At 38.8% G+C, this 18,048-nt stretch carries 29 protein-coding genes and 1 pseudogene; 17 read left to right on the forward strand and 13 right to left on the reverse strand.

The genetic code is table 11. From position 1 onward, the window contains the following. Positions 1 to 191: 191 nt before the first annotated feature. The 10 genes from MTX11_RS15165 to MTX11_RS15210 form a co-directional block, all read right to left on the reverse strand. A complete protein-coding gene (locus tag MTX11_RS15165) occupies positions 192 to 374 on the reverse strand; it encodes a hypothetical protein (protein ID WP_243475480.1) in 183 nt (60 codons plus the stop codon). Between the two features lie 749 nt (positions 375 to 1,123). Then, positions 1,124 to 1,360 carry a hypothetical protein gene (locus tag MTX11_RS15170; RefSeq protein WP_005262234.1) on the reverse strand — a complete coding sequence of 79 codons (237 nt, stop codon included), beginning with the start codon at positions 1,358 to 1,360 and terminating at the stop codon, positions 1,124 to 1,126. A gap of 90 nt (positions 1,361 to 1,450) precedes the next feature. Beyond that, positions 1,451 to 1,747, reverse strand: a complete 297-nt coding sequence (locus MTX11_RS15175) for a hypothetical protein (RefSeq protein WP_243475481.1) — start codon at positions 1,745 to 1,747, stop codon at positions 1,451 to 1,453. Between the two features lie 214 nt (positions 1,748 to 1,961). Beyond that, complete coding sequence (locus MTX11_RS15180; RefSeq protein WP_243475482.1) at positions 1,962 to 2,402, reverse strand: hypothetical protein; 441 nt, start codon at positions 2,400 to 2,402, stop codon at positions 1,962 to 1,964. Beyond that, positions 2,399 to 2,809, reverse strand: a complete 411-nt coding sequence (locus MTX11_RS15185) for an endonuclease domain-containing protein (protein WP_243475483.1) — start codon at positions 2,807 to 2,809, stop codon at positions 2,399 to 2,401. Before MTX11_RS15185 ends, MTX11_RS15180 begins: the two co-directional genes overlap by 4 nt. A gap of 70 nt (positions 2,810 to 2,879) precedes the next feature. Continuing rightward, positions 2,880 to 3,197, reverse strand: a complete 318-nt coding sequence (locus tag MTX11_RS15190) for a hypothetical protein (RefSeq protein ID WP_004730172.1) — start codon at positions 3,195 to 3,197, stop codon at positions 2,880 to 2,882. After that, complete coding sequence (locus MTX11_RS15195) at positions 3,194 to 3,937, reverse strand: ATP-binding protein (protein ID WP_151725776.1); 744 nt, start codon at positions 3,935 to 3,937, stop codon at positions 3,194 to 3,196. The genes MTX11_RS15190 and MTX11_RS15195 overlap by 4 nt, the downstream gene beginning before the upstream one ends. Continuing rightward, on the reverse strand, positions 3,934 to 4,875 hold the full coding sequence (locus MTX11_RS15200; RefSeq protein WP_243475484.1) for a replication protein: 942 nt from the start codon (positions 4,873 to 4,875) through the stop codon (positions 3,934 to 3,936). Before MTX11_RS15200 ends, MTX11_RS15195 begins: the two co-directional genes overlap by 4 nt. Before the next feature lie 52 nt (positions 4,876 to 4,927). Further along, positions 4,928 to 5,416, reverse strand: coding sequence for a phage regulatory CII family protein (locus MTX11_RS15205; RefSeq protein ID WP_151725778.1), 489 nt, complete (start codon positions 5,414 to 5,416; stop codon positions 4,928 to 4,930). 58 nt (positions 5,417 to 5,474) lie between these two features. Next, on the reverse strand, positions 5,475 to 5,678 hold the full coding sequence (locus MTX11_RS15210) for a helix-turn-helix domain-containing protein (protein WP_151725779.1): 204 nt from the start codon (positions 5,676 to 5,678) through the stop codon (positions 5,475 to 5,477). Positions 5,679 to 5,809: 131 nt separating this feature from the next. Between MTX11_RS15210 and MTX11_RS15215 the strand changes: the two genes are divergently transcribed. The 9 genes from MTX11_RS15215 to MTX11_RS15255 all read left to right on the forward strand — a co-directional run bounded on the left by MTX11_RS15215 (position 5,810) and on the right by MTX11_RS15255 (position 10,894). Beyond that, positions 5,810 to 6,565 carry a S24 family peptidase gene (locus MTX11_RS15215; RefSeq protein WP_243475485.1) on the forward strand — a complete coding sequence of 252 codons (756 nt, stop codon included), beginning with the start codon at positions 5,810 to 5,812 and terminating at the stop codon, positions 6,563 to 6,565. A gap of 12 nt (positions 6,566 to 6,577) precedes the next feature. Next, a complete protein-coding gene (locus tag MTX11_RS15220) occupies positions 6,578 to 6,796 on the forward strand; it encodes a hypothetical protein (RefSeq protein ID WP_005262245.1) in 219 nt (72 codons plus the stop codon). 136 nt (positions 6,797 to 6,932) lie between these two features. Then, positions 6,933 to 7,235, forward strand: a complete 303-nt coding sequence (locus tag MTX11_RS15225; RefSeq protein WP_005171438.1) for a hypothetical protein — start codon at positions 6,933 to 6,935, stop codon at positions 7,233 to 7,235. Positions 7,236 to 7,321: 86 nt separating this feature from the next. Beyond that, a complete protein-coding gene (locus MTX11_RS15230; protein ID WP_243475486.1) occupies positions 7,322 to 7,798 on the forward strand; it encodes a hypothetical protein in 477 nt (158 codons plus the stop codon). Further along, positions 7,795 to 8,496 carry a hypothetical protein gene (locus MTX11_RS15235; protein ID WP_243475487.1) on the forward strand — a complete coding sequence of 234 codons (702 nt, stop codon included), beginning with the start codon at positions 7,795 to 7,797 and terminating at the stop codon, positions 8,494 to 8,496. Before MTX11_RS15230 ends, MTX11_RS15235 begins: the two co-directional genes overlap by 4 nt. 97 nt (positions 8,497 to 8,593) lie before the next feature. Beyond that, complete coding sequence (locus MTX11_RS15240; protein ID WP_243475488.1) at positions 8,594 to 8,929, forward strand: hypothetical protein; 336 nt, start codon at positions 8,594 to 8,596, stop codon at positions 8,927 to 8,929. 206 nt (positions 8,930 to 9,135) lie between these two features. Next, positions 9,136 to 9,489 (forward strand): hypothetical protein, encoded by a 354-nt coding sequence (locus MTX11_RS15245; protein ID WP_005171456.1) that lies wholly within the window; start codon positions 9,136 to 9,138, stop codon positions 9,487 to 9,489. 224 nt (positions 9,490 to 9,713) lie between these two features. Next, positions 9,714 to 10,661 (forward strand): GGDEF domain-containing protein, encoded by a 948-nt coding sequence (locus tag MTX11_RS15250; protein ID WP_243475489.1) that lies wholly within the window; start codon positions 9,714 to 9,716, stop codon positions 10,659 to 10,661. A 47-nt stretch (positions 10,662 to 10,708) separates the two neighbouring features. After that, a complete protein-coding gene (locus MTX11_RS15255) occupies positions 10,709 to 10,894 on the forward strand; it encodes a hypothetical protein (protein ID WP_243475490.1) in 186 nt (61 codons plus the stop codon). On the opposite strand, the gene MTX11_RS15260 is transcribed toward MTX11_RS15255, so the two are convergent. After that, complete coding sequence (locus MTX11_RS15260) at positions 10,891 to 11,067, reverse strand: hypothetical protein (RefSeq protein WP_005171466.1); 177 nt, start codon at positions 11,065 to 11,067, stop codon at positions 10,891 to 10,893. The genes MTX11_RS15255 and MTX11_RS15260 overlap by 4 nt on opposite strands. A 222-nt stretch (positions 11,068 to 11,289) precedes the next feature. On the opposite strand from MTX11_RS15260, the gene MTX11_RS15265 reads away from it, so the two are divergent. The 7 genes from MTX11_RS15265 (at position 11,290) to MTX11_RS15295 (ending at position 14,589) form a co-directional block, all read left to right on the forward strand. After that, complete coding sequence (locus MTX11_RS15265; protein WP_243475491.1) at positions 11,290 to 11,637, forward strand: hypothetical protein; 348 nt, start codon at positions 11,290 to 11,292, stop codon at positions 11,635 to 11,637. Beyond that, on the forward strand, positions 11,634 to 12,614 hold the full coding sequence (locus MTX11_RS15270; RefSeq protein ID WP_243475492.1) for a YqaJ viral recombinase family nuclease: 981 nt from the start codon (positions 11,634 to 11,636) through the stop codon (positions 12,612 to 12,614). Before MTX11_RS15265 ends, MTX11_RS15270 begins: the two co-directional genes overlap by 4 nt. A gap of 18 nt (positions 12,615 to 12,632) precedes the next feature. Continuing rightward, positions 12,633 to 13,625, forward strand: a complete 993-nt coding sequence (locus MTX11_RS15275) for a recombinase RecT (protein WP_159515989.1) — start codon at positions 12,633 to 12,635, stop codon at positions 13,623 to 13,625. A 130-nt stretch (positions 13,626 to 13,755) separates the two neighbouring features. Next, positions 13,756 to 13,998 carry a hypothetical protein gene (locus tag MTX11_RS15280; RefSeq protein ID WP_086044593.1) on the forward strand — a complete coding sequence of 81 codons (243 nt, stop codon included), beginning with the start codon at positions 13,756 to 13,758 and terminating at the stop codon, positions 13,996 to 13,998. Beyond that, positions 13,998 to 14,165 carry a hypothetical protein gene (locus MTX11_RS15285; protein WP_243475493.1) on the forward strand — a complete coding sequence of 56 codons (168 nt, stop codon included), beginning with the start codon at positions 13,998 to 14,000 and terminating at the stop codon, positions 14,163 to 14,165. The genes MTX11_RS15280 and MTX11_RS15285 overlap by 1 nt, the downstream gene beginning before the upstream one ends. Then, positions 14,158 to 14,322 carry a hypothetical protein gene (locus tag MTX11_RS15290; protein WP_243475494.1) on the forward strand — a complete coding sequence of 55 codons (165 nt, stop codon included), beginning with the start codon at positions 14,158 to 14,160 and terminating at the stop codon, positions 14,320 to 14,322. Before MTX11_RS15285 ends, MTX11_RS15290 begins: the two co-directional genes overlap by 8 nt. Before the next feature lie 48 nt (positions 14,323 to 14,370). Further along, positions 14,371 to 14,589, forward strand: coding sequence for a helix-turn-helix domain-containing protein (locus MTX11_RS15295; protein ID WP_243475495.1), 219 nt, complete (start codon positions 14,371 to 14,373; stop codon positions 14,587 to 14,589). Positions 14,590 to 14,599: 10 nt separating this feature from the next. Here MTX11_RS15295 and MTX11_RS15300 read toward each other — a convergent pair whose 3' ends face one another. Beyond that, positions 14,600 to 15,865: an integrase family protein gene (locus MTX11_RS15300; RefSeq protein WP_243475496.1), complete on the reverse strand. Its 1,266-nt coding sequence runs from the start codon at positions 15,863 to 15,865 to the stop codon at positions 14,600 to 14,602. Between the two features lie 592 nt (positions 15,866 to 16,457). Here MTX11_RS15300 and MTX11_RS15305 point away from each other — a divergent pair. Then, entirely contained in the window at positions 16,458 to 17,597 is a 1,140-nt protein-coding gene (locus MTX11_RS15305) for a catalase family protein (protein WP_243475497.1), read from the forward strand. Between the two features lie 170 nt (positions 17,598 to 17,767). Here MTX11_RS15305 and MTX11_RS15310 read toward each other — a convergent pair. Next, a pseudogene (locus MTX11_RS15310) lies at positions 17,768 to 18,048 on the reverse strand (DDE-type integrase/transposase/recombinase); the annotation flags it as partial.

The raw sequence follows: 18,048 nt of genomic DNA on the forward strand, positions 1-18,048 counted from the left end.
AGCTAACAAAGGAAAGCCACCTCTAAGGGCTGCTTAACCTCTACTTTTAACTTCGGTTATTTATGGGAGGATTACCCTGCTTTAAGAGTTGCCGCATATTTTTCTCCCAAATGTTGGAGGCCCCACTGAAAAGTGGAGTGATCATAGATGGTAAATAACAAGTTAGTACTTGCTCATCGCCTGCATAACAATTAGCTGTGAAGAACTTCTAATTCAAAACCGTTATCAATCATTTTATTAATACTGGGTATCAGTGCCTCCACCCACTCTCCCTTGCTCCAAACCTTTAAAATTCCATTCTCTTCCTTATAATAAGCATGATCGAAAAGTGAGATATGATGAATAACCTGTGTTCCGTTTGGTATACGTGTCATACAAACCTCCAGACTTTTTGTTGTAATTTTAATCTATCAGAATATTATGTTTTTTAATTATAGATGCTTGTATCAATTCACTATTAAATGTGACCTATCAAACAATGTAGCAACACATGACATAAGAAAAATATAGGCAAAAAAATACCTCCTTTATAGGGAAAGGAGGCAGAATTAGAAAGACTCTACAGCATAGAATCTAGGTGACTATTTTATCTAAGTTTATTTTTTAATCAACAGTAAAAATCATTTTATTTGTTCAATAAAAAGCCCACTTACTCGTCAAATAAGTGGGCCAGTGCTGTAGTCACTTTCTTCGTATTGCATCTTCTTCTTATCGCAAAAACAATATAGCACTAAGGCTTTGATCAGAAAGTATAGAGAATATTAAGAAATTGTTATTCATTGTCTAATTTTGGTTGATTTTCGTTTTAGGCCATAAATTCTAAGCATTAAAAAAGCCCACTTTACGATGAGCTTTTTTTAACTTTTAAAATAATTTTATCTAATTAGGTTGCTAATTCTTTATACAATTTTTCCAAATCTTCTAATCTCTTTTTCTTAGATAATTGATTAACATGAAAACACGAAGATACCGCAAGTATTAATAATGTTAAGCCTAAAATCAGTAACCAATTGTTTTTCAAAGAGATTCACCTTGATTTATAGATGAGTCTTAATGCCAACTATTTGTTTAATAAGCTAACAAAAAAGCCCACCATTTGGCGAGCTTTCCTTGATGCTTAAGCCTATTTTTGACATTTCACGTTAAACTGGTATTCGTCTTGAGTAACCTTAATTTTAATATTTTTATATTTTCGTTTGTTTGGATCCATTGCCGAGCCAGCCACTTCCTCAAAAAAGCTACGATCATTCATTAGCTCGCCATACGCTTTATAGCCTAATAAAATCTTTTCAGGCTTTTTGCCTTCAGCCACTAATTTACCGAGAGTATCTTCTAGTTTTTTAACAGTTAAAATCGCCATTTCAATTAGAGCTCAAAAACAAAAAGGCATTATCACTTAATTTTATGAATAAATAATGTCAAAAAAGCCCACCTTTCGATGAGCTTCTTTTTAATCTATTAATAACTTACTTAAGTGATTATTCATATATGCCAAGTATAACTTTCGATCTTTGAAATCAGGTATTTCAAAAACCCAAAATACATAATTCTTAGATCTAAACTTAAATTTTATATTCGCAGCTTTAACTTCAACAATTGCATCCTCATCCCGTATTTCAGCAAATAGCTCTAAAATTGAGGCAAGGAATCTGAGTTTATTAACTGCTTCATATTTCGATGGTCTATATAGTTTTAGTGCTTCAGCATATATAAGCTCACACCATCCATACTCATCTTCATCATCCATTCGCTCTCATTTGATTATTTAAAATAGATAACGGAGTCGACTTATAGCATAGTGGATACTATTAAACTGCTTTTTAGCTAAATATAAAAATAACAATAGTTTAAATAACAAAAAGCCCACCATTTGGCGAGCTTTTAAATTAATCTAGTGCTTTAACGTACACTTCGATCACTATAACAGAAATATGCCATATCCTGTCCGGACAAGCAAGTGGTTAATCAATACGCAAACGTTTGTCATGTCCTGCTAAATAAAATTTTCCGCAATACACCATACTATCGATTGAAGATTTTCCAAGACGGCGCTCATCAGCGAGTTGACGCAATGACATCCCACGAACACATTTATCAATAAAAATGCTCACAGCTACTTTTGCTGAAGAACAGATAGCTTCTGATTTGTTGATGGATACAATCAGCTTCCGCACCTGCTCTGCTTCGAAATCATCAATCTTACAAATCAACTGATCCTTACGCGGTGCCACCCCTTTATTGTTCTCACAGATCAGCCAATAGATCTGATTCACCCCAAGTGAATCTGGTTCATTCCCTGACTTCATACGGCAGGTCTGAACATAAGCCCCATATTGCTTCAGCCACTCTTCAATTGTAAATTTCGTCCAATCCATCACTTCAATTTTCGCCGCTGCATTCATCCCAAATCCCCTACCATCTTCTCAATTTGCTGTATCGCTAAACCTGACTTCACTTGATCCGTACTAAACCGTATTACTTGAAAACCCATCATTGTTGCGGCGTTATATTTTTCCATGTCCCCGATATACCCCTTGCCTCTGGTATGCCTTCCTCCACTCCAGATCCCACCTTCCACTTCAACCAGTATCTTTTTTCCTACCAGGTGGAAATCTGCTCTCCATTTCCGCTTTGGGTGAAACTCAAATTCCTGCTCAAACTCAATTTTTAAAGTTTTGAGTTCTCCGGCCAGTTTCGCCTCAAACTCATTCGGTACTTTTTCGCCTTTCACCTTAGGACGCTTGGAGCGCCCTTTCGGTCTGGTGGCTTTCACCATCTTTTTGTATTCAGCGATTGAGTAGCTGGTCATTCACCCCAAACCCTCAATACAACAGCGGCAATAGCCATGAAAATAAACATCAGCGCTTTGTTTAGATCCTTCATACGGCAATTTCACCCTTTACATTCATAATGTCTTTGGCATATGCAGTTGCGCGATAATGACTCTCTGATACACGCTCCAAATAACCACCTTTGACATGCTCCTGAAGCAGGCTGTAAATAGTGGTTCTATGAAAATCAAAAACAGCTTCTTGCACATCCTTCACTGAAAATGGCGTAGTGGCATAACAGGCAAAAAGCATCAAACTTATCTGATCTTCAAAGCTAACTTTCCTATGGATTTTTGACTGATCATCAGAATCAATTTGCTTAATCTCGCCACCATTTTTCAAAAATTCTTCAATTGTTGTATTCACACCCCACCCCCTACACGCTGATCTGTCCAATTGCATTCAACTACGGTTAATCCACCCTGTTGAAAACGAGACCAAAGACGATCACCCAAGTCTTTCTGCAGCTCAGCTAATGTCAGATTAGAAATCAGCATGGTCGGCTTCATGCGGTCATAACGTGCATACAAGACTTTGTGCACCAACTCCCGACGTTTATCACGGTCATGCAATCCATATTCATCCAGGATCAACAGGTCGTACTGGCTGAAATCATAAATCACAGATTTTTCTGTAGCGTCCGGCTGCTCCCATGCGTTCATGATTCGCTGTGCCAGATCTTCGCTGGTGATGTACCGTGCATACTTGCCTTTGTTGAGCAATGTTCGAGCCGTAGCGCAGCTGAGATGAGTTTTTCCTGTACCAGTAGGTCCAACCATCACAAAATTGTTTCTGTGGCCGCTGATCATGTTCTTGGCAAAGGAAACAACCTGATTCAGTGCGTTCTGGTGTCCAGCGTGTTGAACGTTGTAATTCTTAAAACCTGATGTTGCATGGCGCTCTGGAAGCATTGCCCCTGCAAAGTGTTTTTCACGTACGGTACGATCAATTTCAGCTTGTGCATTGCGCTTTTGCTCTTCCAGAAACTCTACGGCGCATTGTGGGCATTTGTGATATGGACCGGCTTGAACCATCGCTATTTTGTGTTTCGAGCAGATCGCTTGTGTTTGTTTTAATCCCTGAGTCAGCATCGACATTGCGTTCATACAAAGTCCTCCGGGATCTGCACTGATGAATTCACTGGTGCGTGATGTTGCGATGCTTGGTCTGCCCAAGCTGTATTCACATCCAGATTAGAATTTTGTTTTTCAGAAGGTTGATACGTTTTTTGAGTGAACTTTCGCTTGATCCACTTCACGAAGTTTGAATACATTTGGGTGTCTGTGATCTGACCTGCGTTCAAACGTGGTTCGTAGTGAGCATTCACTTCAAGTAAAATCTGATTCACCAGTTCTTGGGTCATCGGAGTTTCACCTGATCTCTGTAACCAGGAATTCAGAGAATGTAAATCTGGTGTCCAGAGATTCAGAACCTGATCAACTGAATTTTCCTGCGCGTTTTTCTCTTTAAAGTTTTCTTTAATATTTTCTTTTAAATCTATTTCTTTTACAGAGTGACATTTGATGTCACTAGTGGTGGTGACATTTGATGTTACTGGTGTAGTGGCATTTGATGTTACTGGTGTGGTGACATGAGATGTCACTACATTTGATGCAACCACTTTAGATGTAGTTGCATTTGATGCTACCACTTCAATAGAAATACGATCATCCAAAGTCAGGGTGTAAGAGCTACTTTTACCCAGTGTTTTAGTGATGCTGATCAATTGGTATTTAGCTAAGTCAGCCATACATTTACGTACAGTGCGCTTGTCCTTAATTCCTGTGATCTTCATCACCAAGGTTTCACCCATTGACTTTCGATCTAAGTGAAACCCTTTGATATGACGATTTAGTAGAACGACGCACTTGATAGCATCCCCACTTAATACAGCTAGATAACCTTCGTCACAGATGAAATTAGGCAAGGGTGAATACCCATCATCTTTTTTCGACATGGCTTGTCGCTCTAATTTTTTAGCAGTGGATGGATGTAACGAAATATCGTTGTCTACCCCCTGCTTATGTGCTAAATTTGATTTCATATTCAATTCTTTTCTCCGATCGAATTCGAATTAAAAAGCCTGACCTTCCACGTCAGGCTTTTTCATTTTGTGCGTTTGATGTGTAGCGCTTCATTTGCTTAAAGGCTGCCTGATCTGCTGCTGTAGCGAACTCGATGATCCGCTGAAAAATGTTGTGAATTTCTTCATATTCTTGCGGTGTGATTACGCCATCTTCATAGGCCTCATATACCTTCTGGTTTGCCTGTCCATTACAGATATTTCCCTGCATCATTGCTTCAATTACTGATAGCTCATGGTGTTTACTACCGTCACAACCAGTAGGAATTAGAGCCAATCCTAATTGATGTGCCCATGCACGCAGAACTACTGGATTGCCAGTAAAAGAAAGCATCATTTCGAACTTCTTCAGGCTTGGCAGGTAGTCCATATTTGGATTTGCATAGTTCAAAACGGTTTTATGTGAGTCGCCCAAAACATCAGCAATCTGCTTTGGATCAATACCTGGTGTTTGGTGAACCATCTTGTACATTGCGCTTTGTGCTTCTTTACTGAATTCCATGTGTGAATCCCTTTGTTTATTCACATTTATTTCAAATGCTTATCTGGTAATAATGGGTTTAAGCAGATGCCAGTATTTGGTTTTGTTGAGTTCTTTCACTTACTAAACGATCCAGAGCGGCACCCTTGCTGTAAGACACATCAAGCTGCTCGTCATTTTCGATTTTTGATACAGAGCTTTGAGCTATACCTGTACGGTTGCTAATTTCAGACTGACTAAGACCTTGACTGCGTAGAAATAAGATCTTTTCTTTAAGGTTCATTCTTCTCTACCTCTAATTCACTTTAATTTTATTCTTATTCACTTATGAATAGTTGTCAATGCATAAGTGAATTATTTTGGTTTAATTATTCTTTTTTGAATAAAATGTAAATATATTACGAGGACTTTCAGATGTACCCATTCTTAAAAAAGAATATTGAGTACCTGTTTGAGAAACACAAAACTAATCCAAACAGGCTCTCCAAAGAGATCCAGATTCCGCAGGCTACTTTATTTAGAGTTGCGAGCGGTCTTACAAAAGAACCCAGAAGAGAGGTTCTTGATGCTATTTCTACTTGGGCAGGTATATCTGTTGCTGTACTTACAGATGCTAATTTGGAGCTAATAGAGCAGAAACCAGAAGTTCAGGATGAGGCTTCTGAAAAAAAAGGAGATATTTATATTTCTCCAATCGAATTTAGAAGTACTGAAGAAAAAAAATTTAATGTGAGAATACCGGTGTACAGGGATGTAAAAGCTTCTTGTGGAAGCGGGATAGAAAATTTTTTAGAAGACCCAAATGAATATTTAAATATTGACCCATCGCTACTAAGGATTTTAGGTATACAAGCCAAGCCGGAAAATCTACGTGTGATTTATTCCGATGAATACAGCATGTGGCCAACTGTAGCGCCGGACAGCCCTCTTTTTATTGATGTGGCTGATAAAGATCCGAGCATGCTTAAAAGTGGGTCAGTGTATGTTTTTAAGCATAACTACGAGCTAAGAATGAAAAGGATTTTTATAAGCTATGCTGGCGGCACAACTGTACGTCTTGCGAGCGATAATCCTGACAAGATTCGCTATCCAGATGAATTTATTACCAATGAGCAGCTTAATGAAATTGATTTTATTGGTCGCCTGGAATCAGCTCTAGTTAAACCTTAAGGAGATAATACAATGGATCATTCACAACTACCTATTAATCAAGTTGTAGACCGACTTAAAGAAGCTGCGCAAAACAATGAAGGTGTGACCCTCTCCGCCTTCGATGTTCAGGTTCTAATTAAAGGACTTGGGAAAGGCCGTTTTATTCCTGTGTATACCAATGATCAGATCGTTCAACTTTGCAAGGAAGGAAAACTGGGCCAAAAGATGGTTAATAAGAAAGATGAATAAATATGACTACATACAACTAGGGTTGCTCTTTACAGGAGTAGCCATAGCATGGTTCTCAATGGCTTTTTAAAATGCGAACCGACACCGCTCTTTGATTGAAAATATTTAATAAAATATCTCTAAGAAGGAAACCATAATGATCGCAACACTTAATAAATCCAAAACTGCGCTAACAATTAATCGTCAAGAGTTTAAGTTGGCATTAGGCAAAATCGGTGAAGGGATTGATAAGCAAATAGCTTCGCTTAAGAAGGCCAAGCAAAGCTATGACGCTGCTGAAATAGCACGTGAGGTCATTAGTGAGGCAAATATCTTTGAAGCTATTATTGAAGGCTTTAACGAAGCAGAAGAGACGAATTTAAAGCTGACGGATATAACCAATCTTGAAGTGGCACAAGGATGGATAGATGAGTTTCTAGAAAAGTATTCTGCTCTATAAACCCCAAATCAATTTTTGTTGGCTGGATAAATAAAAAAGCCGCTATATGCGGCTATTGATACTTAACGGATTTGAAAGAGGGGTAAATGCGAAGTTCAATTATAGATTTAGAAAGAGCCAAGCTTCTCATAGCAGTAAAAAAGATATTTACTGAAGATGTAATAATGCAGACCACGGGCTCTCAGCATCAATACTCTAGATTCTCCTCGCCTGTATATGATGAATTGGGGGATAACATACCAGGCCTGAGTCTCAGGCTTGAAACCAATCGAACTCAAGGGTATATGAAGCATACCTTTGGTCTTCTGCTGCGCGAAGGCTCAATAACAAACCCAATAATTGATCTTTGTATTTATCCCAATACAGCTCGCTCGCATGTAGATAGAGCTACGCGAAAAAAAATATATGGCTCTCATTTACACATTTTGAATAACGTTTCTCAATTAGATTTAGATTATAATACTAATACTTGGCCGGACTACTTCTCTATGTTTGCTCGTGAAGCAAATATTGAGTTTAGTTCATCAAAAATAATTGGTCCATTTGAAGGAGAGTTGCTATGAAATTATCAAATTTAATAGTTGATTCATTTATACAGAAATTTTCTGAACAAGAGAATTTTTGCGCCTTCTCTTTGCCTTTTATTTTCAAAAATGGCACACCTGCAATTTTAAATGCTTTTCGCCACCCTAATGGGATCATCGAGCTTACTGATAATGGTTTAAATATTCAGTCTTTTTCTGAGTCTATAGGAAGCGCTGACTTTAATATTATTGAAAAAGCTCGCGAATTTGCATCTGGCTTTAAAAACATTCATATATTGGATCAAGCCCTGACCGCAACCACTACCGAAGATGAGCTGACTTTTGATTTACTTGATTACAGTGATGTAATTAAAATGATGATTGAATTTCAGCCTAAACAAAAATCCGACCATGTTACCAAAATTTTAGACCAGTTGCGGATCATATTGGAAAGAAGATTTGGCAATCTTGAGGTTAGCCCTGAAGTACAAGGAAGGTCAGGTGGAAAATATAAGTTTAATTTTGGGTCTAATAACCACATGATTGATTTTGCGAGAGTGGATAAACGTAGGACGAATGATTTGCTTCGAAAATATGTAGACACCCAAAATCATGATAATAGATTAGACTTTATGGTTATTCTTGATGATCTTGAGAATGACAAGTATAAATCTGAACAGGCTGTTCTTGCTGATTTCGCGCTTGTTAAGCCGCTTAGTCAGATGCTTTATGCTTAATTTCTAAATTAGCCCTAAACAACCCACCCTAGCGGTGGGTTTTCTTTTATAAAATTCTCTATATAATTCAAACTCCAACAACAATAAACCTATAACTATGAAATACATCACACTTACTACCCTACTCTTATCTTTGGCTTTTACCGGCTGCCAGAAGCAACCAGATGAAGATATAGATCCAATCACAACTGCAACAGCTTTCGAGAACTCAGATAATATTCTTAGTAAATACATAGAAAAATTAGACTCAGAGTTCACCACACAAGATGTGCGGATTAAAATTTTATGCAGGGATTACCCGCGTGTGTATGAAAAGAACTATATGCCTAACTTGTTGAAGCTCTCACCAGGTGAATACTCTGAAGCTGTGCTTTTGGCTGATATGGATTTGGTTTTGGATCACTACAAAGAGAAAGATGCTATTCAGTGCTAAAGCTTTCTTACTTCTGAAATATTAAATCTTTATATTGGACTTAAGACCTCTCATGACCAGGTCTGTAATAACTAAGTAAAGCATCACTAACCCGCTATCCGCGGGTTTTTCTTTATGTAAGGTAAGTGTAACCTTGTCTTTAAAGGTTACATTATAACAATTAGTATAAAGATACCTATGATTCATAAATAGAAAGGTAAGTCTCAATGAAATATTTGTTAGGCGCAGCATTGTTAGGATTAGTGATTACTGGCTGTACTTCAAATCCAAAAAACGAAGTGGTGCAAGAAAAAGTTGTGAGCAATACTCCAGCTGAAACTCAGGTAATTAATTTTACTGGTCCAATGGATCTTACAGTTGAATTGAAATCTTCAGATAATTTTGAAACTGCAGAAATGACAGATAATTCTGGCAAGGTTTATCACCTTAAACGAGCTATTTCAGGAAGTGGTATGCGTTTGGCCAATGATGACGGCGTTTCAATTCACTTCAAAGCTGGTGAAGGTATTGTAGAGTTTATGAAAGACAAACCTATCAGTATTACTGAATACAAAAAATAAGATTATTGTTGCAGGATAACCCACCCCAGTGGTGGGTTATCTTTTTATTATATGAAGTAATATTCCTATTTATTAGCCGATGGAATTTCTAAAAATTTTAAGTAAAGTGAGTTAAATTTTTGAATAATTAGTGAGCTAATCAGTTTAAAATTATAATATATGACGCTGTAGTCTAAAAATTGTTTTTTTCACATCTCTCTTAGTACAAACATCGGACTAACTTAATGAATAATATTAACTTTAAGAATTTCGAAGAGGCTGGCCAAGCCATTTTAAAATTCTTATCTCAACGATTTGGATTTAAGTTATGGATGATTACCCGTACCGAAGGTGATGACTGGATCGTGTTACTAAGTGAAGATAATGGCTATAACGTTAAGCCAGGACAAGTATTTCGATGGGCAGATTCTTTCTGCTCACACATGGTACAAAATAATGCGCCCCGCATTGCCCCCTATTCACCTGATATTCAAGTTTACGTAGACGCACCTATAAATCACTTAGTCCCAATTAAAGCCTATATCGGCCAACCTCTGTATAAAGAAGATGGGTCCCTTTTTGGCACTCTCTGTGCAATCGATCCTGAACCTCAATCTAAAAATCTGGTCGAGGAAGCTCCATTATTTGAGCTGCTAGCACAAGTGCTTAGCTATAATATTCAAGCTGAATTAAAAGCCGCTGAGTACATACGTAAAGCTGAACGGTTTGAAATGGAGGCATTGTCCGATCCGATGACTGGCCTTTTTAACCGTCGTGCTTGGGACCAGTTAATTGAATTAGAAGAAAAGCGCTGCAAACGATATGGTCACCCTGTTGCTATTCTTATGATTGATCTTAATGACCTCAAGATCACCAATGATACTTTGGGGCATGCTGCAGGTGATGAACTCATTCAAAGAATGGCTTTAACCCTCAAAAACACTGTACGCAATAATGATATTGTCGCTCGTCTAGGTGGTGATGAATTTGCTGTACTTAGTATTGAAACCAGCCGAGAAAATGCGGATAAACTTGCAACCAGAATTCAAACTGCTATTGCAAAAGCTGGCATTAGTGCTGCAATTGGTTTTGCAATGCGAAATCCCACATACGGTCTATCAGCAGCTATCATAGAGGCAGATGAAAAAATGTATCAGGATAAAGCCCTAAGCAAATCACCTGAGACTAATTAATAAAAAATGCGAACCCGACGCGGCTCTTGGATCGGGTGGAGAGAAATATGCCTTCAATTGAAGAAAAACGCCTAGCTATTGAGATGGCTGATAAAATCATACAAACGCGTATCAACCTTAAAAACCCTGCTTACTATAAACAGAATAACCAAGCAGGTGATATCACGTACTGGAAAGAGGTTTATGAAGAGTGCTTGAGGGTAGTATCACCCAATGACCTAAATAAGAATTAATTTTTTACAGCCATATTTTTAGTGAGCAGCTCAAAATCGCTCTGAGTAAATTTTACCCGGTCAAAAACAAAAGATTCAGCAATTTGTATATATTCCTGTATCAACACTGGATCATGCATACCAGAGGATACATATGTTTGATATAAATTCGCTCGAAATTCTTCTCTAGTCATCTCAATAAACTCCATCCAACCCATCCCTGTGATGGGTTTTCTTTTGTCTATTAAAACATGAAATAAAAATAAAATAAGAAAATATTATTCACTTTTTAATTATTCACTATTGACTATAACTATTCACTAATGAATAATCTATTCATCGAAACAACAAAAAGCCCCAGCGTGCTGCGAACCACCTGAGGCATGACCCACATACTACCTGTGAGTGAGATAAGTATGACAACTAAATCCAATATTCTCAAGTCTGCATTCATTGCAGCATCAATCAGCGCGGGGATAGCAGTAGCTTACGCTTTCCAGCCTGCCAAAGTGGTTGATGATAATCCTCAAGTGGTTATCACTGCTCAAAAATATGAAGTGCTTAAACGTACTTGCAATGAAACCTGTTTTGCTACTGTCAAAGCTGACGATTACAGCATCTATGTTGAATATGCCCTAGATGATGCCTCAGTCGAGTTCCTAGACATTCTGAACGTGGTGCATTTTGACAAGACTGTTAATGCCTATGTCGATCGTTATGAAATTGAAAAGATTAATGCTGCGATTGCTGGGGGTGTGCGATGAATACTCAAGTAAATTTACAAAGCATCGAAGATGCTCGTCAAGAATGGTTGCAATCACGCCGTCTTGGTATTGGTGGTTCAGACGTTGCGGCAATCCTTGGTCTAAGCAAGTACAGCTCCCCTTATCAGCTTTGGCTTGATAAGACTGGCCGCTCTGAACTTGAAGATAGCACCAGCGAGCCAGCCTATTGGGGCAACATGCTTGAAGACATCGTGGCTAAAGAATATGCCAAGCGTAACGGCGTAAAGGTACAGCGTGTTAATGCAACGATTGCTCACCCTGAACATGACTGGATGCGTGCCAATATTGACCGTGCCATTATCAATCCAGAAATTGCAGGTAATGTCCGTATCAAAGATGGAAAGCTGACCACCGACCGTATTCTGGAATGCAAGACTGCTAACCAGTACCTGGCTAAATTGTGGGGTGATGAGCAGTCTGAACAGGTGCCAGATTACTACCTGACGCAAGTGCAGTGGTACATGGGTATTACAGGCGCTTCGATGTGTGGCTTGGGTGTGCTGATCGGTGGTCAGAAGTTCCGTAGCTATCAGGTCGCATTCGATCCTGAGCTGTTTGAAATGCTCACAGATGAATGCTCAAAGTTCTGGAATGAGCATGTTCAGGCTGACGTCCCACCAACTCCAACCACGTTTGATGATGTTCTGCATCGCTGGTCTACTCATAATCCTGATCAGGCACTACAGGCAGATGACGACCTTGCTCAGCTGGTCGCTGAATATAAGGACCTAAACGCCACGATCAAAGAAGCCAGTGGTGAGTTAGATACCCTCAAGCTACAAATCTGCACCCGCATGGAAGATGCGGAGATGATTATTGCTGAGGAAAAGCGTCTAGCAACATTCAAATACCAAGAACGCAACACCCTAGATAGCAAAGCACTGAAAGCCGCTCACCCGGATATTTACGAACAATTTGTGAAGACTTCAAGCACTCGCGTGCTGCGCATTAATTAAGATTTAAGGTAGAAGAATATGAACTCAATTGTTAAAACAGGCCAAAACGCTGCCGTTAATTTCTTAACTCCGAACAACCTGCAAGAAGCAATGCAGATTGCCGGCATCCTTGCCGAGTCTGACATCGTGCCGAAGGACTACCAGCGCAAGCCTGGGAACATTCTTGTTGCTATGCAATGGGGTGCTGAAATTGGCTTGCAGCCATTACAAGCTATGCAAAACATTGCCGTGATTAATGGTCGCCCTTCTATCTGGGGTGATGCAATGCTTGCCCTTGTTCGTGGATCCGGTCTGCTCGATTTCATCCGCGAGGAAATTTCCGAAGATGGTCAAAAAGCCACTGTAACTGTGAAGCGGAAAAATGAAGAACCAGTTGCTTCAGTATTCACAATGGAGGATGCGAAAAAGGCAGGTCTATCAGGTAAACAGGGGCCTTGGACGCAGTATCCAAAACGCATGTTGAAGCTACGTGCTCGCTCTTATGCCCTACGTGATGTTTTTCCAGATGTGCTCAAGGGTATGGCAATTGCTGAGGAGGAAAAAGATAAGGAAATTGATATTACTCCCACTGCACCAGAAACCAGTACAACGAAGGCAAATAGCGGATCGTCATCGCTGAAAGCGCGCATGGCCAAAAAGAAAGATGCTGTCGAGTCGGTGGCTACAGAAATTGACCTAACCCCGTACTACCAACGTATTGATAACGCCACTTCTCTTGAGGAACTCGATCAGATCGGTGCTGACATTGCTGAGTTGAATTTAGGTGAGCCAGCTAAGTCTGAAATCGGTGAAGTGTTTAAAGCCAAGCGTAAAGAGCTAAAAGCTGCCCAGGCTTTTCCCGATGAATCAATTCAGTCAGTAATTAACGAGATCAGCAACACGACCGATCTGGAATCACTTAACGCAATTATGGCTTCACGCTTTGAGCCCTTCACGGCTCAGATGACTGAGGAGCAGATCAGTCAGATTAATTCAGCGTATGAAGCACAAGAAGCGGCGCTAACGCCATGAGTTATTCCTACTCTTCTATGACCCGCGTGCTGCTTGTGCAGCACAAAGGTCGGGTTAGAACTTACCGCAACATCAACCTATTCGGTATTGATGATTGCCTTCGAAATTTTGCGAACACCTGGGGGTACAGATGATCTTCAGAATTAAAAAGAAGCATGAAGTTGGTTTCAAGTTGTGGCTAGAAAAATTGGGTTATACCAAAAATGAACTTGCAGATGGCAGCTCGACATTTAGCGGCAAAGGCACACGCAAGACACTGAGTTACGTGCTCTTAAAGAAAGATTTAACAGGTAATGCGGCATGTCAGGTGCTATTCGATGAATATGAAGAACACCTGGATAACCCTGATTATTTAGATGTGAAGGTGGCGTGATGGATAGTAGTTCTAAACGAGTCATTGAGCCTACTCAATTTGATGATGCGCAATGGCTCTGGTGCGCTGATTGGTGCAAGAAAAAAGGTTTAAGCCCATATGATGCAAAGAACTGGGCAGATGCAAAATTTGAATACTTGAAGGCTCAAGGAGAAAACAATGATTGATATTCAAAAACCATGTGAGCCTTGTGAAGATAGCAATATCGATAAGCAAGTAAATCTCATGGATCAATTCATTGCTGACGGTGGTTTTGATCAAGCTTTTAAAGATGTGTATGGATTGCCGGAAACAGTAGTAAAAAGCTTAAAGGAGGTGTCTTAAATGGCCTTAAGGAATTTGCAAGAATCTTCTGAGAAGGAAAAAAGCTCAATGCTTGAATGGTTCATTGGTGCTCCCGAAGATCAGAATTTTAGCCAGGAAGTTGTAGCACTTTATCTGGGTTGCTCACCCTGGACTTTAGCAAGAATGCGGTGTGATGGATCTGACTTGCCATATACTAAAATCGGTCGTCGTGTGGCATATAAGAAACGTGACGTGCTGGCTTATGAGCATAGCCGCACTGTTCATTGCACGGCCCAATACGCATAAAACAAGCCCCTTAGTTAGGGGCTTTTATTTGTTTCAATCTTTCATCCCAGACACTTTCATAATCAAAGCAATTGATCTTTCCTTGATATACCGCCTCAATCATATTCATAGATGCTTTTAATTCCTCCATAGGAATCTGAACATATCCTCCGGTTACGTCCACTCTAGGCCTGGTCGTATGATTCAGCAGTCGCTTGGTTACATAGATATTGAAACGAAGCAGATTGCAAATCGTTGCGAATGTACGTCGGAAATCATGCATTGATACATAATATCCAACTTGCTCACCTACAACATTTAAGATGCGATCAACCTTAGTGGCATGTATATTTGCTGAAGTGGGAATTTTGGTTGCCGGAAATACCCAATCGTTTTCACGAAGCAAAAACCGATCTTTTAAAATAAGTAAGAGATGATCCCCAATTGGGAATAAGTGATCACTCCCGTTCTTAGTATCTTTAAAAATTACAGTACCATTTTTAAAGTTTATATCAGTCCATTTTAATTGACATACTTCCTGGCGACGGCAACCTGTATACATAGCGAATAATAAAATATCTCTGTGAGTATTTGAACGTGCCGTGTTTTCTAAATTAAGCTCATCCTGATAGTTCAGAACTGCATTGTAATATTTGTAGATAACATCCTTATGCAGATGGCGATCACGACGTTCAATGACATTCCATCCTTTTGTGATAGCAATCACATCAACCGGATTTGTTTTTAGAATCGGATCATCATCGCTGGAATAAAGCACATGCATATACTTCCATAAGGTACCCAACAGCGAAACTGCTCCATTCGCAGATGATGGACTGATATTTGTGACCTCAAGAAATTTATCTAAGACTTCATTTTTTGTAATTTCAAATAACTTCTTATTAGACCAGCCCAAGTATAGATCAAAATATTTATTGTATTGACGCACAGTCTTTGGCTTAAAGTCATTTTTTCTTAAGTAGATATCTAGAGCATCCTGCACAGTAAGATCCAAAGCATTATTAATTTCTTTTGCTTTGCCTGGGCGCACATATTCCCCATTAGCAATCTTGGCCAGAATCATTTGAGCCTTGGCTCTTGCAGCTAATGCGGATAACTCATTAGTCTTTCCAAGGACCACTCGAAAAAGCTCCCCTGCATGACGGCGCTCAATTATATAGGATTTAGATTTATTTGTTGCCCGGACGCCAAAACCAATCAATTCTGAATCTCTATAAATTTTTTGACCAGATTCAGTCAATGGGATAGCATCAACATTGGACTTGTTGAGTTTCATGAGTCTTCCAGTAACCTTTAGCAGTTCTGATTTAAGCATGTTTCTCAACAGTCTACAAATAGTCTACAAGCTAAAAAATTTCACTATAAAACGACCATCAAAATCAAAGTAAGCTACTGATTATATTTATTATTATAAAAACTAAAATACCACAGGTATATTATAAAAAAAGTAAAATCCACTGAGTCTATGCTGGATTGCTAGAACTGGCATTGATTTATATATCCTAATATTTTCAAAATGTTAAACTCAATCAATTTCTATAGCACTGTATTCGACAACTCTTGATTTTGCTACGAGCATCTCGTATTAGTCTAAAAATAAATTTACATAAGTTTATGAATAAATTTTACTAAAGCAAAAAACCCTTTGCTGAGTTAAATCAAAGTAAGAACATAAATCGACTTCTATATTGAGCACACGATAGAGGGCGGAAACGTTTTTAGGAAGGAGTTGGATGAACTTTAAATCTGAAGATCAATAATTACACAGACATTACAATTATTTTATGGCTAAAGTATGTCCAAAGAATTTTCAGATCATAGGCTAAAAAATTAAAACGAACTCTAGCTTTATAGCAAGGAGAAAATCAATGCCTAACTTTATAAGACCTCTATACTCGGGTCTAGTCTTCCTCCCTCTAATGGTAATAAGTATTTGTAGTGCTGCATATGCTAACGCTTCCCCTATAACCTCTAACTCTCCAAAAGATAATCTTCATCCCCATATAGATCATTATTTAAGTGAAAGTCTTTATCCTGATGAAGCAAACATAACTGAAAAAATCGCAGATATAATTGAGATATCTATTCGGAAAGAGTATTCCACAGGTATCGCGCTACGTGATGCCCATCCCAAAGCACACGGTTGCGTACGCGCAGAATTCAAAGTAGATGAAGCTCTTCCCAAAAACTTGGCTCAAGGTGTTTTTCTTCCGGGAAAAACATATCAAGCCTGGATTCGTTTCTCTAATGGGTCTAAAAATGCCCAACAAGCAGATATTAAAAAAGATGCCCGTGGTATGGCGATAAAACTTTTGGGAGTACCGGGAGAAAAGCTTTTAGATGATGAAACCTCTACTCAAGATTTCATTATGATCAATCATCCTGTCTTTTTTGTGAATGATCCAGTTCGATATATGTCATTTATGCAAGATATAAATAGCGATAGATTTTTTAATAAACTGCATATTCCTTTTGCATTAGGAGCTAAAGGAACCTGGATTGCCTTAAATACGAGAAATAAAATTTCTAATCCTTTGCAAACTAGATATTGGTCTATGGTGCCCTATCAATTAGGAATAGGCACTGATCGTCAAGCTATAAAGTATTCAGCTCAAGCATGTTCGACAGTGACAGATCCTCTTCCACATGCTCCGCATCATAATTTTCTAAGAGAAAAATTGCGCAAACATTTGCAAAAAAGTGAAGCATGTATGGAGTTTCTGATACAGCCTAGAACATCAAACACCATGTCAGTCGAAGATTCCATGACTGAATGGCAAGAAAGTGAGGCGCCTTTTTACAAGGTCGCAACTATCCGCATTCCTCAGCAAGTTTTTGATACACCTGAACAAAACAAGTTTTGTGAAAATCTCTCTTTTACACCATGGCATACACTACCGGAGCACAAACCTCTGGGAGTAATAAACCGAATGCGAAAAGTGATTTATGATCGTATTAGTGAGGTTAGACATGATATGAATTCTACTCACAGATCAGAACCACATTAAAATATAAGTGCTTATATGAAGTTATTAGCTAAACTAAAATAACCTGTTGTACTGCTCATTCGCCTTAACTTAAAAGCTTTAGTTTACAAACTCTGTGCAGAGTTAATTTAGAAACATAAATAAAGCTGCTACATTAAAAATGACATTATAAAAAGGAAAATGGTTTCAGCTGATCCTAGACAGTATCGTGGACAATCGATCCCTCTAAAATCACGACTACAGTACTGTGAGCCTTGGTCCGAATGAACCATAACACCAGTTGGATAACCCTGACGAGCCATTGCATAGTTAAACGTATCACACACCAACTGGCGGTCTATTCGATGGCTGGTTTGCCACCCCACGATACGACGGCTAAATAAATCTAGCATCACACATAAATACAACCAACCTTCTTTAGTGCGGATATAGGTAATGTCTGTTGTCCAGACTTTATTAGGCTGAGTAACTG

Source organism: Acinetobacter lwoffii, assembly GCF_022809915.1.
GTDB lineage: Bacteria > Pseudomonadota > Gammaproteobacteria > Pseudomonadales > Moraxellaceae > Acinetobacter > Acinetobacter lwoffii_M.

What these genes read in the sequence shown, in the direction of transcription:
- MTX11_RS15165 (WP_243475480.1), bottom strand. Translation starts at nt 374, where the DNA reads ATGACACGTATACCAAACGGAACACAGGTTATTCATCATATCTCACTT.
- MTX11_RS15170 (WP_005262234.1), bottom strand. Translation starts at nt 1,360, where the DNA reads ATGGCGATTTTAACTGTTAAAAAACTAGAAGATACTCTCGGTAAATTA.
- MTX11_RS15175 (WP_243475481.1), bottom strand. Translation starts at nt 1,747, where the DNA reads ATGGATGATGAAGATGAGTATGGATGGTGTGAGCTTATATATGCTGAA.
- MTX11_RS15180 (WP_243475482.1), bottom strand. Translation starts at nt 2,402, where the DNA reads ATGAATGCAGCGGCGAAAATTGAAGTGATGGATTGGACGAAATTTACA.
- MTX11_RS15185 (WP_243475483.1), bottom strand. Translation starts at nt 2,809, where the DNA reads ATGACCAGCTACTCAATCGCTGAATACAAAAAGATGGTGAAAGCCACC.
- MTX11_RS15195 (WP_151725776.1), bottom strand. Translation starts at nt 3,937, where the DNA reads ATGAACGCAATGTCGATGCTGACTCAGGGATTAAAACAAACACAAGCG.
- MTX11_RS15200 (WP_243475484.1), bottom strand. Translation starts at nt 4,875, where the DNA reads ATGAAATCAAATTTAGCACATAAGCAGGGGGTAGACAACGATATTTCG.
- MTX11_RS15205 (WP_151725778.1), bottom strand. Translation starts at nt 5,416, where the DNA reads ATGGAATTCAGTAAAGAAGCACAAAGCGCAATGTACAAGATGGTTCAC.
- MTX11_RS15210 (WP_151725779.1), bottom strand. Translation starts at nt 5,678, where the DNA reads ATGAACCTTAAAGAAAAGATCTTATTTCTACGCAGTCAAGGTCTTAGT.
- MTX11_RS15215 (WP_243475485.1), top strand. Translation starts at nt 5,810, where the DNA reads ATGTACCCATTCTTAAAAAAGAATATTGAGTACCTGTTTGAGAAACAC.
- MTX11_RS15220 (WP_005262245.1), top strand. Translation starts at nt 6,578, where the DNA reads ATGGATCATTCACAACTACCTATTAATCAAGTTGTAGACCGACTTAAA.
- MTX11_RS15225 (WP_005171438.1), top strand. Translation starts at nt 6,933, where the DNA reads ATGATCGCAACACTTAATAAATCCAAAACTGCGCTAACAATTAATCGT.
- MTX11_RS15230 (WP_243475486.1), top strand. Translation starts at nt 7,322, where the DNA reads ATGCGAAGTTCAATTATAGATTTAGAAAGAGCCAAGCTTCTCATAGCA.
- MTX11_RS15235 (WP_243475487.1), top strand. Translation starts at nt 7,795, where the DNA reads ATGAAATTATCAAATTTAATAGTTGATTCATTTATACAGAAATTTTCT.
- MTX11_RS15240 (WP_243475488.1), top strand. Translation starts at nt 8,594, where the DNA reads ATGAAATACATCACACTTACTACCCTACTCTTATCTTTGGCTTTTACC.
- MTX11_RS15245 (WP_005171456.1), top strand. Translation starts at nt 9,136, where the DNA reads ATGAAATATTTGTTAGGCGCAGCATTGTTAGGATTAGTGATTACTGGC.
- MTX11_RS15250 (WP_243475489.1), top strand. Translation starts at nt 9,714, where the DNA reads ATGAATAATATTAACTTTAAGAATTTCGAAGAGGCTGGCCAAGCCATT.
- MTX11_RS15255 (WP_243475490.1), top strand. Translation starts at nt 10,709, where the DNA reads ATGCCTTCAATTGAAGAAAAACGCCTAGCTATTGAGATGGCTGATAAA.
- MTX11_RS15260 (WP_005171466.1), bottom strand. Translation starts at nt 11,067, where the DNA reads ATGACTAGAGAAGAATTTCGAGCGAATTTATATCAAACATATGTATCC.
- MTX11_RS15265 (WP_243475491.1), top strand. Translation starts at nt 11,290, where the DNA reads ATGACAACTAAATCCAATATTCTCAAGTCTGCATTCATTGCAGCATCA.
- MTX11_RS15270 (WP_243475492.1), top strand. Translation starts at nt 11,634, where the DNA reads ATGAATACTCAAGTAAATTTACAAAGCATCGAAGATGCTCGTCAAGAA.
- MTX11_RS15275 (WP_159515989.1), top strand. Translation starts at nt 12,633, where the DNA reads ATGAACTCAATTGTTAAAACAGGCCAAAACGCTGCCGTTAATTTCTTA.
- MTX11_RS15280 (WP_086044593.1), top strand. Translation starts at nt 13,756, where the DNA reads ATGATCTTCAGAATTAAAAAGAAGCATGAAGTTGGTTTCAAGTTGTGG.
- MTX11_RS15285 (WP_243475493.1), top strand. Translation starts at nt 13,998, where the DNA reads ATGGATAGTAGTTCTAAACGAGTCATTGAGCCTACTCAATTTGATGAT.
- MTX11_RS15290 (WP_243475494.1), top strand. Translation starts at nt 14,158, where the DNA reads ATGATTGATATTCAAAAACCATGTGAGCCTTGTGAAGATAGCAATATC.
- MTX11_RS15295 (WP_243475495.1), top strand. Translation starts at nt 14,371, where the DNA reads ATGCTTGAATGGTTCATTGGTGCTCCCGAAGATCAGAATTTTAGCCAG.
- MTX11_RS15300 (WP_243475496.1), bottom strand. Translation starts at nt 15,865, where the DNA reads ATGAAACTCAACAAGTCCAATGTTGATGCTATCCCATTGACTGAATCT.
- MTX11_RS15305 (WP_243475497.1), top strand. Translation starts at nt 16,458, where the DNA reads ATGCCTAACTTTATAAGACCTCTATACTCGGGTCTAGTCTTCCTCCCT.